This is a genomic window from Streptomyces sp. NPDC020996, from assembly GCF_040641355.1.
Lineage (GTDB): Bacteria > Actinomycetota > Actinomycetes > Streptomycetales > Streptomycetaceae > Streptomyces.
Window position 1 is genome coordinate 19,988 of the sequence record NZ_JBFADM010000089.1, and the last position, 7,526, is coordinate 27,513.

General features: G+C 71.8%; 7 protein-coding genes. All 7 read left to right on the forward strand.

Annotated elements, in window-relative coordinates:
- The first annotated feature begins 1 nt into the window (after position 1).
- Positions 2-1,585: a GMC oxidoreductase gene (locus tag AB0G63_RS36195; RefSeq protein WP_360759198.1), complete on the forward strand. Its 1,584-nt coding sequence runs from the start codon at positions 2-4 to the stop codon at positions 1,583-1,585.
- Between the two features lie 104 nt (positions 1,586-1,689).
- Positions 1,690-3,231 carry a GMC family oxidoreductase gene (locus AB0G63_RS36200; RefSeq protein WP_360759200.1) on the forward strand — a complete coding sequence of 514 codons (1,542 nt, stop codon included), beginning with the start codon at positions 1,690-1,692 and terminating at the stop codon, positions 3,229-3,231.
- 2 nt (positions 3,232-3,233) lie between these two features.
- Positions 3,234-3,626 carry a DUF6379 domain-containing protein gene (locus AB0G63_RS36205; protein ID WP_360759209.1) on the forward strand — a complete coding sequence of 131 codons (393 nt, stop codon included), beginning with the start codon at positions 3,234-3,236 and terminating at the stop codon, positions 3,624-3,626.
- Positions 3,623-4,528, forward strand: coding sequence for a TIM barrel protein (locus AB0G63_RS36210; RefSeq protein ID WP_360759202.1), 906 nt, complete (start codon positions 3,623-3,625; stop codon positions 4,526-4,528). Before AB0G63_RS36205 ends, AB0G63_RS36210 begins: the two co-directional genes overlap by 4 nt.
- Positions 4,528-5,538 carry a sugar phosphate isomerase/epimerase family protein gene (locus tag AB0G63_RS36215; RefSeq protein WP_360759204.1) on the forward strand — a complete coding sequence of 337 codons (1,011 nt, stop codon included), beginning with the start codon at positions 4,528-4,530 and terminating at the stop codon, positions 5,536-5,538. The genes AB0G63_RS36210 and AB0G63_RS36215 overlap by 1 nt, the downstream gene beginning before the upstream one ends.
- Positions 5,539-5,547: 9 nt before the next feature.
- Positions 5,548-6,498, forward strand: a complete 951-nt coding sequence (locus AB0G63_RS36220; protein WP_360759206.1) for a sugar phosphate isomerase/epimerase — start codon at positions 5,548-5,550, stop codon at positions 6,496-6,498.
- Positions 6,495-7,466 carry a sugar phosphate isomerase/epimerase gene (locus AB0G63_RS36225; protein WP_360759208.1) on the forward strand — a complete coding sequence of 324 codons (972 nt, stop codon included), beginning with the start codon at positions 6,495-6,497 and terminating at the stop codon, positions 7,464-7,466. Before AB0G63_RS36220 ends, AB0G63_RS36225 begins: the two co-directional genes overlap by 4 nt.
- The last annotated feature ends 60 nt before the right edge of the window (positions 7,467-7,526 follow it).

The following is a 7,526-nucleotide window of genomic DNA, read 5'->3' on the forward strand; positions in this document are numbered from 1 at the left end:
CATGACCACCCATCCGAGCGTCCTGATCATCGGCAGCGGGCCGACAGGCGCCACCTACGCGCGGCTGCTGCTGGAGCAGGTCCCCGGCGTCTCCGTCCTCATGGTCGACGCCGGTCCCGTGGTGACCTCGCCGCCGGGGATGAACGTGAAGAACCTCCCGTCGGCCGAGGAGCAGACGACCGCGCGGCTCGCGTCGCAGGGCCGGGCCGGCGCGGACGGCGTGTCCGGCATCCCGGCCGGGGTCGTCGTCGAGGGAACGATCACCGCCCGCCAGGGCACCCACCTCATCGGACGTGCCGCCGAGGGTTCGCCGGGCATGCCCGCGGCGGCCGTCGCCACCTGCGTGGGCGGTCAGGGCGCGCACTGGACCTGCGCCACACCCCGGCCGCGGGGCGGTGAACGCATCCCGTTCATCGACGAGGCCGAATGGGAGGAGCACGTCACAGCCGCCGAAGAGCTGCTGCACGTCACCAAGGCCGCCTTCGGCGACTCACCGCAGGCCGCGGCGATCCTGGACCGGGTCGGCGAGACGTTCGCCCCGGACGGGATCGAGGTCGGCCCGCTGCCGGTGGCGGCCGACCCCCGCCCGGACGGCACCCTGCGCTGGGGCGGCCCCGACGTCGTCCTCGCGCCCGTCTTCGACGACCCCCGCTTCTCGCTGCGGGCGGACACGCTGTGCGTGCGCCTGGTCCGTGACGGCGACCGTGTGGTCGGAGCCGTACTCCGCGATCTGCTCAGCGGCGCGGAGGAGCAGGTCGGCGCCGACGCGGTCGTGGTGGCGGCCGACGCGATCCGCAGCCCCCGGCTGCTGTGGGCGTCGGGGGTCCGGCCGCCGGCCCTCGGCCGCTACCTGACCGAACATCCGCTGATCTTCGGTGTGGTGGCGCTCCGCGACGGCGTGCTGCCGCCCCCCGAGGAGGCCGCCACGCCGGCGGACCCGATCCGCGGCGTGGTCTCGGTCCGGTACGACGAGGAGCGGCACCCGTACCACGCGCAGATCATGTACTCGCCCGTCTGCCCGGTGCCGCTGCCGGAGGACAGCCCCTACCGCGACAACCCCGCGGGCTACGTGGGCATGGGCTGGGGCGTGCGCAAGTGGCCGCGGCCCGAGGACCGGCTCCTGTTCGACGACGAACGGCCCGACGAGGACGGCCTGCCGAGCGTCCGCATCGCCTACGAGCTCACCGAGCGGGAACACGCGGAGCTCGACCGGGCCCGCGTCCAGCAGGCGCGCGCCGCGGCCGCGTTGGGCGAGTTCGTGCCGGGCACGCCCGTGCTGATGCCGTCCGGGAGTTCACTGCACTACATGGGCACGGTCCGCATGGGCCCGGCGGACGACGGCACGTCCGTGTGCGACCCCTGGTCGCGGGTGTGGGGTGTGCCGGGTCTGGTGCTCGCCGGCAACGGCCTCATCCCGACGGCGAACGCCTGCAACCCGACGCTCACCAGCGTCGCCCTGGCGGTGCGCGGCGCCGGAGCGCTCGCGGCCGAACTCGGGGCCGCATTCGGGGCCGAAGGGGCTGAAGCGGCCGAAGGGGGCGAAGGGGCCGAACCCGGGGCCGACAAGGCCGCGGAGATCAACTGACGGCAGGCACCGGCGCCGCGGCGCATGTACCGGGGCGGTCCTCCCGGCCGGCCGGGTACGTGTCCCGCGCGCCGTCGGCGAATGCCGTCGATGAATGGAGTGGAATGTCCAGAGTCTTCCCGGACGCCGTCGACGTGGCGATCGTCGGCAGCGGTCCCACCGGCGCGGCGTACGCCCGCATCCTGAGCGAGACGGCGCCGCACGCCGTCGTCGCCCTCTTCGAGGCCGGTCCCGTGCTCACCGACCCGCCCGGCCTGCACGTGAAGAACATCGCCGACCCCGTGGCGCGGCTCGCCGCCCAGCGCCGCTCCGAGGGGGTGAACCCGCACACCCAGGACGCGTCCGGCAGCTACCCCAACCCCGACCGCCGGGTGGTCCGCGCCGGTACGCACCTGCTGCCCGACGGCTACCGGCAGCCCGGCGAGGACGGCCTGCCCGCGCTGGCCATGTCGACCAACGTCGGCGGCATGGGCGCGCACTGGACCGCCGCCTGCCCGCGGCCCGGCGACGCCGAGCGCATCTCCTTCCTGCCGGACCTGGACGCCCTGCTCGACGACGCCGAGCGGATCCTCGGCGTCGACCGCCACCCGTTCGACGACGCCCCCTTCGCCGACGAGGTGCGCACGCGGCTGAGCGCCGAGTTCGACCCCGGCCGGAAGGAGGAACGGCGGATCCGGCCGATGCCGCTCGCCGTCCGCCGCCGCGCCGACGGGGCCCTCGCCTGGAGCGGGGCCGACGTCGTCTTCGGCGACGTGACCAGGAACAACCCGAACTTCCAGCTGTTCGCCGACGCGCAGGTGCGCCGCGTGCTCGTCGAGGACGGGCATGCCGTCGGCGTGCTCGTACGGGACCGGACCGACGGCGCCGAGCACGGGGTGCGCGCCCGTCACGTCGTCGTCGCGGCCGACGCGCTGCGCACTCCGCAGGTGCTGTACGCCTCCGGGGTACGCCCGCCCGCCCTGGGCCGCTACCTCAACGACCAGCCGCAGACGATCTTCGCCGTGCGGCTGCGCGACGTCGACGCCGCGCGGGCCTCCCGGCCCGACGGCGGCGCGATCGCGGAGGAGTCGGGCGTCTCGTGGGTCCCGTACACCGACGACGAGCCCTTCCACGGTCAGGTCATGCAGCTCGACGCCTCGCCCATCCCGCTGGTCGGCGAGGACGAGCCCGCGCCGGGCACGATCGTGGGACTCGGCTGGTTCTGCGGCAAGGACCTGCAGGCCTCGGACCGCATCGAGTTCGACGACACCGAGACCGACGACTACGGCATGCCGAAGCCGCGGATCCACTACACGCTCACCCCGCGCGACCAGGAGACCCTGGTCCGGGCCCGCGAGTCCGTCCTGCGCGCGGCACGGGCGCTCGGCGACTTCATCGGCGACGAACCCATGACCCTCTCGCCCGGCGCGTCGCTGCACTACCAGGGCACGACCCGGATGGGCCCCGCCGACGACGGCACCTCCGTGTGCGGCCCCAACAGCGAGGTGTGGGGGGTGTCCGGCCTGTACGTGGCCGGAAACAACGTCATCCCGACGCCGATCGCCTGCAACCCGACCCTCACGTCGGTGGCCCTGGCGATCGGCGGGGCCCGCGACATCGCCGCCCGGCTGAACGCCGGGACGGCAGCGACCACAGGAAGGCGGTGACCATGCTGGAGGTCCCGATGATCCAGACCCGGGGGTTCCGCAACCGTCCGGCCGGCGACGGCTTCGAGGTGCGGCTGCGCAACCCGTACTACCGGGGGCTGTGGACCAGCCTGATCGAAGGAGCCGCCATCACCGTGGACGGTGAGCGCTTCGCGCCGGAGGACATCGGCTGGAGCATCGGCGGTGTCACCTGCTCCGCCGCCGAGCTGAGCTCCTCCGACACCGCCCGGTGGCCCGTCGACGTCCCCGCGGTGCTCGTGGTGCCGCGTCCGGAGCCGCTGTCGACCGGCTTCCACACCGTGGCCGCGGAACTGCGGCTGCGCATGTCGTACATCCCCGAAGAACTCCAGCCGACGGTCTGGACCGAGGAGCGCGGACTGGTGATCACGCGATGACGGAACCCCTGCTGCGGTACGGCGTCTCGCTCTACAGCTACACGAGCGAGTACGGCGTGACCATGACCCTCGACGACTGCGTCGAGGACGTCGCCGACCTCGGCGCGACCGGCCTGGAGATCCTCGGCGAGGCCCACGTCCAGGACTACCCGAACCCTCCCGCGGCCTGGCTCGACGCCTGGTTCGCCCGGCTCGACCGGCACGGGCTCACGCCCACCTGCTACGGCTCGTGGGTGGACACCCGGCGTTTCAAGGGCCGCACCCTCACGGTGGACGAGGCGACCCGGCAGCTGGAGACCGACATCCGGCTGGCGGCGACGCTCGGTTTCCGGTTCGTACGGCCCAAGCTGGGCGTCGTCACCTCGGACCTGGAGCCGGACCCGGTGTGGGAGCCCGCGACCGAGCGGGTGCTGGACCTGGCGGCGGAGAAGGACATCGTGCTCTGCCCGGAGATCCACTGGCCGTCGGTCATCAAGTCGAAGGTGGTCGACGACTACCTCGCCTTCATCGAGCGCACGGGCACCGAACACTTCGGGCTGCTGATGGACACCGGCGTGTTCCACAAGCGGATGCACCACCGCCGTGGCGGCACCCCGAGCCGGCTGGGCGACGGAAACGCGCGGCCGCCCGAGGTGCCGGTCGTCCCGGTCTGTGACCTCGAGGACGTCCTGGACCACGTCGTCCACGTGCAGGCGAAGTTCTACGAGATCGACGACGACCTCCAGGACCACTACATCCCCTGGGCGGAGATCCTGGAGATCCTCGTTCGCCGCGGCTGGTCCGGCTACCTGTCCAGCGAGTACGAGGGCGACTACGGCGTCGGACGCGCCTCCGACCAGCTCCGGCGCCAGCACGCCCTCATCCGGCGTCTCCTCTCGGACCTCTCGGACAAGGACCAGTGATGTCGCGACCGATCACCCTGTTCACCGGCCAGTGGGCCGACCTGCCGTTCGAGGAGGTGGCCCGGCTCGCCGCCTCCTGGGGGTACGACGGCCTGGAGATCGCCTGCTGGGGCGACCACCTCGACCCCAACCGCGGCGCCGTGGACGACGCCTACCTCGACGACAAGCGCGCCGTGCTCGACAGGTACGGCCTGAAGGTCTACGCGATCTCCAACCACCTCAAGGGACAGGCCGTCTGCGACGACCCGATCGACCAGCGGCACCGGGCCATGCTCCCGGACTCGGTCTGGGGCGACGGCGACCCCGAGGGCGTACGGCGGCGGGCGGCCGAGGAGATGAAGAACACCGCCCGCACGGCCGCCCGCCTCGGGGTGGACACGGTCGTCGGCTTCACCGGTTCGGCGATCTGGAAGTACGTGGCGATGTTCCCGCCCGTCCCCCAGGAGCTGATCGACGCCGGCTACCAGGACTTCGCCGACCGCTGGAACCCGATCCTCGACGTCTTCGACGAGGTCGGCGTGCGTTTCGCGCACGAGGTCCACCCGTCGGAGATCGCCTACGACTACTGGACGACGAAGCGGACGCTCGAAGCCGTCGGCCACCGGCCCGCGTTCGGCCTGAACTGGGACCCCAGCCACATGATGTGGCAGGACCTGGACCCGGTCGCCTTCATCCTGGACTTCGCCGACCGGATCTACCACGTCGACTGCAAGGACGTGAAGCTCAACACCGGCGGCGGCCGCAACGGCCGCCTCGGCTCCCACCTGGCCTGGGCCGACCTGCGCCGCGGCTGGGACTTCGTCTCCACCGGCCACGGCGACGTGCCGTGGGAGCAGTGCTTCCGCGCCCTGAACAGCATCGGCTACGCCGGCCCGATCTCCGTCGAGTGGGAGGACGCCGGCATGGACCGCCTGGTCGGCGCCCCCGACGCGCTGCGCTTCGTCCGCGGCAAGCTGTTCACCGCCCCCGAGGCCGCGTTCGACGCCGCCTTCGCACAGAAGAGGGACTGACAGAGAACCATGGCCTGGGAACGCTGGTCCTACATGGACCACTGGGTGACCGAGACGCCGCAGGGGCCGCAGCCCCCGTCGTTCAACCGCGCCTACATGGACCGCTATGTGAAGCAGTTGTCCGCCCTCGGATTCCGCGGGTTCGACACCTTCTTCTTCTACCTGCCGATGCTCGCGGGCATGTACGGCTCGGTGAAGAAGTTCGAGGAATTCCTCCAGGACAACGGCTTCGACAAGATCACCGGGATCTTCTCGGCCTACCCGTACGCGACGAAGTACACGGCCCCGCACGTGCCCGGGACGCACGACCGGATCTTCGCCGACTGCGAGGCGACCGTGCGGGCCGTGGAGGGCCTGTCGGTGGAGAACTTCATCGTCATGCCGACGACCACGTACTTCCAGGTCGAGCCGGTCACCGACGACAAGATCAAGATCATGGCCGACCTGTGGAACCGGGTCGGGCGGATGACCCTCCGGCACGGGATGAAGACCACCTGCCACTTCGAGTTCTGGGGCGCGATCCGCACCCGCCCGCAGCTCGACCTGTTCTTCGAGTACACCGACCCGGAGTACGTGTACTTCTTCTGCGACACCGCCCAGCACACGATCGCCGGCGTCGACCCGCTGCAGATGTTCCGCGACTACCGCGACCGCTGCACCGGGTTCCACTTCAAGGACACCCACACCGTGGACACCAAGGAGGCGTACCGGACGCCGCCCGACCCGGAGCTGATGGCCCCGGACGTGACGCGCTGGTTCTACGAGATGGGCACCGAGGGCGGTCTCGTCGACTTCCCGGCGCTCATGCGGGAGATCGTGGCCTCCGGGTACGACGGCTGGCTGACGGTCGAGCACGACAAGGCCGAGCTGGGCGGCAACACCTACGCCGAGGCCACCTGCGTCGCCAAGTGGTACATCGACAACGTGCTCGCCGAGGCACAGGCGGAGGTGCGGCGATGAGGGACACGCTGCGCTGGGCCTACGCCCTGAACCAGTGGAACCACCGCATGGACGTCTTCGTCCGGCACGAGGACCAGCGCCGGGCGCTGAAGACGCTGTCCGTGCTCGGCTTCGACCACGTGGAGCTGGCCGCGGGCTCCGGCCGGTGGGACAACCTCGGGCGGCCCGAGATCATCGAGCTCAACCACGGCGGCCCCGCCGGATTCCTCGACTTCCTGCGCGGCTGCTCGGTGCACGGCGTGACCGGCATGTACTGGGATCCCGGGCAGCCGGTCGAGGAGGAGGGCTGGGCGTTCCGCTCCACCAGGAACCCCGCCGACCACGCCGCGATCGTCGAGTCGGCACGGCCGTTCGTCGACTTCCTGGCCGCCGTCGGCGCCGAGCAGCTGGTCGTGCGCCCCGTCGGACCTGCGTGGATGCAGCCTCCGCTCGCCTCCGACGACATCGCGGTCATCGGGGACGTCTGGAACGAGGTCGGCAAGGTGGCCGCCGCCGCGGGCGTCGGACTGGCCCTGCACTACGACTGCCTGAGCGCCGTGCACACGGCCGACGAGCTGGGACGGCTGCTCGACGCGACCGACCCGGAGCTGGTCGGCCTCGCGCTCGACACCGCCGAGCTGACCATCGGCGGCATCGACCCGGTGGCGTTCTACGAGGAGCGGCACGAACGGGTCACCCACGTGCACCTCAAGGACACCCGCTACACCGACCTCGGCGACGAGTACCGTATGCCGGGCGCCGAGACCACGATGCTGCGCGGCGGCGGCGGGCGCCGGATCGAGCGCTGGTTCTTCGAACTCGGCACCGAGGGCGGCCTCGTCGACGTCAAGGCGTTCGTCGCGGCGCTGCGCCGGCGGGAGTTCCCGGGCTGGGTGGTGGTCGAGAGCGACCACGGCGGCAACCCGGCCGAACTCGCCATGCTCAACAGCTGGTACCTCCAGCACGAGCTGAACGTCGCCCGCGTCTGACAGCACGTCGAAGCCGCCGGCTGCGAACCAGGACGGTTCGGATCCGGCGGGGTGGGCGGT

Excerpts from the sequence above, each read along its gene's own strand:
- AB0G63_RS36195 (WP_360759198.1), top strand. The coding sequence starts at position 2 with ATGACCACCCATCCGAGCGTCCTGATCATCGGCAGCGGGCCGACAGGC.
- AB0G63_RS36200 (WP_360759200.1), top strand. The coding sequence starts at position 1,690 with ATGTCCAGAGTCTTCCCGGACGCCGTCGACGTGGCGATCGTCGGCAGC.
- AB0G63_RS36205 (WP_360759209.1), top strand. The coding sequence starts at position 3,234 with ATGCTGGAGGTCCCGATGATCCAGACCCGGGGGTTCCGCAACCGTCCG.
- AB0G63_RS36210 (WP_360759202.1), top strand. The coding sequence starts at position 3,623 with ATGACGGAACCCCTGCTGCGGTACGGCGTCTCGCTCTACAGCTACACG.
- AB0G63_RS36215 (WP_360759204.1), top strand. The coding sequence starts at position 4,528 with ATGTCGCGACCGATCACCCTGTTCACCGGCCAGTGGGCCGACCTGCCG.
- AB0G63_RS36220 (WP_360759206.1), top strand. The coding sequence starts at position 5,548 with ATGGCCTGGGAACGCTGGTCCTACATGGACCACTGGGTGACCGAGACG.
- AB0G63_RS36225 (WP_360759208.1), top strand. The coding sequence starts at position 6,495 with ATGAGGGACACGCTGCGCTGGGCCTACGCCCTGAACCAGTGGAACCAC.